Genomic DNA, 2,248 nt, shown 5'->3' with positions numbered 1-2,248 from the left:
GATGATGACCGCGGGCAGCAGCATCAAGTGCAATCTCCATGTTTGGTAAAAAGGAAATCTCCGCCGGCGTTTGGTTGGCTGCCTGCCGGTGGTTGCGTCTTGCACGGTAATTTCTTTCATGGATCCGTTCCTCCTGGTTGATTATGACTGTGCTCTCATTGTAAAATTGCCGCTGCAAGGGCGTATAGCCTACATATTTTAAGATTACTGTCATTTTGTTAAGGGGGCTGTAACCGATGAGTCGACATCGTCCAATATTGATCCGTATGATCGGGGTTTTAATGATTGTGGTCGTACCGGCAGCGCTGTTGTATACCTACTTCAGCCGGACAAGCATCGAGACGATCGATGCGCAGATTACCGCAAGCAATGAAAGCAGGCTCGGCTTTCTGCGCAGCCAGATTGTCTCCAATATTGATCGTTTGTCGCTGTCTACCGGCGTGTTGACTGGGGATTCCTCCGTGCTGAATTTGCAGTTAAGCATTCTGACCGATGACTATTACGGAACGCGCACTTATCAGACGCAGCTGAAGGAGAAGCTGGGCCTGCAGAGTCTCTCCAGCAACTGGACCAACGAATTGTCAATTTATCTCCCCCAAATCGGAAGGCGTATCTCAACGCTGCCGACGGACACGTACAACTCACTGGAGCTGGACACCGCAGACAATGGCGTGTGGAGAATATATTCGCCTGGGGAGGATGGGCGGGAAGGCTATTACCAGATGCGGATGTGGGACCCGTTCCTGTCCAAAAACGATTCCGTAGGCGTCAATGCTGTCTACGAGATTCGCTTCAGTCTGGACAATATCCGCCGAATGCTGCGTGATTTCCGCCAAGAGAGCGGAGGCCAGACCTTTCTGCTGACCAGCGCAGGCATAGCCATCGGCGGTAGCGAGGGCCAGGAGGAACTGGTAAGGGAGCTGGGCCAGGAGCTGCTGCAGTCGCCGCTTGGTGAAGCAGGCCATCGCAGTCTTCATGTCGAGGGCCAGCAGGCCTATCTTAGTCATCTGTACGTGCCTGCGCTGGATGCCTACCTGATTGATTACGTGCCACTGAATGTCATTCATGCCCCGGTTATCGAGAGCCGTAACCTGTTCTATCTCGGCCTGCTTGCGGTCGTCGCACTGGGCCTGGCTGCCTCCTACCTGCTCTATCTGAACGTGCAGAAGCCGATCTCGGCAATTGTGCGTGGACTGAAGCAATTCGAGATCGGCGACTATACATACCGCATTAGGAAGCGCTTTCATAATGAGTTTGACTACATGGTGCGCCGCTTCAATGACATGGGTACGAAGATCGAGCATCTGATTCTGAACGTGTATGAGGAGCAGAACCGTTCGAAGCTCGCCACCCTGAAGCAGCTTCAATCGCAAATCCATCCTCATTTCTTGTATAACTGCCTCTCCTTCATCGCAGCCTGCGCTAAGGCCGGCCATACGGACACCGTGCGCAAGATGGCATTCCACTTGGGCGACTATTATCGCTACACGACGCGGGTCGAGAATCAAATGCCGCGGCTGCGTGAGGAAGTGGAACTGGTTCTGCACTATCTGGCGATCTATAAGCTGCGGCTGGAACGGCTTGACTATGATATCAAGCTGCCGGAGCCGATGCAGAGCGTACCGATGCTGCGGCTGATCTTACAGCCTGTAGTGGAGAATGCAATCGAGCACGGCATCGAGCCGCAGCCCGGCAGCGGCCGGGTGGAAGTGACCGGCACCAGCGATGGTTGCTGGCATACGATCGTTGTTGAGGACAGCGGGCAAGGTATGAGCGAGACAGAGATCGAGTGCTATATGCAGCGGTTGGAGCAACCAATGGAGGAGTGTACCGGATGCGGGCTATGGAATGTGCATCAACGGCTGAAGCATTCCTTCGGCCCCGGTTCCGGGATAAGCCTAGCACCGTCCCGGCGATTGTCCGGGCTGGCAGTTACACTGCGTTGGCAGGCGACTGAATCTGATGCGTGAAACGAGGCACGATGGCTGCCGCGGCCACGGGGGAAAGTCAAGCTACATTATAATTCGCAGGGAGAAGGGAACGATCCTAGATGATTACACTGTTGTTAGTAGATGATGAGCCGATGCTGTTGCAGAGCATGGTAGACAATGATTGGGCGTCGATTGGCATAGGAGCGGTGCGGCAGGCGGCTTCAGGGCAGGAAGCAGCCGAAGTGCTGAAGGCGCATCCGGTCGACATCGTTGTTACCGACATTCGCATGCCGGGCATGAGCGGGCTGGAGCTGAGC

2 protein-coding genes are annotated in these 2,248 nt (G+C 54.8%); both read left to right on the top strand.

Features of this window, described 5'->3' with window-relative positions; all coding sequences use genetic code 11:
• The first annotated feature begins 236 nt into the window (after positions 1–236).
• Positions 237–1,970 carry a sensor histidine kinase gene (locus tag ACFRAK_RS27475; protein WP_394572957.1) on the top strand — a complete coding sequence of 578 codons (1,734 nt, stop codon included), beginning with the start codon at positions 237–239 and terminating at the stop codon, positions 1,968–1,970.
• Positions 1,971–2,050: 80 nt separating this feature from the next.
• A partial coding sequence (locus ACFRAK_RS27470; RefSeq protein WP_394572956.1) for a response regulator occupies positions 2,051–2,248 on the top strand: 198 nt, incomplete at its 3' end.

This window comes from Peribacillus sp. NPDC056705 (assembly GCF_043656335.1).
Note: the sequence above shows the minus strand (reverse complement) of the source record. Positions and strands in the feature narration are given on the sequence as shown.

Excerpts from the sequence above, each read along its gene's own strand:
- ACFRAK_RS27475 (WP_394572957.1), top strand. The coding sequence starts at position 237 with ATGAGTCGACATCGTCCAATATTGATCCGTATGATCGGGGTTTTAATG.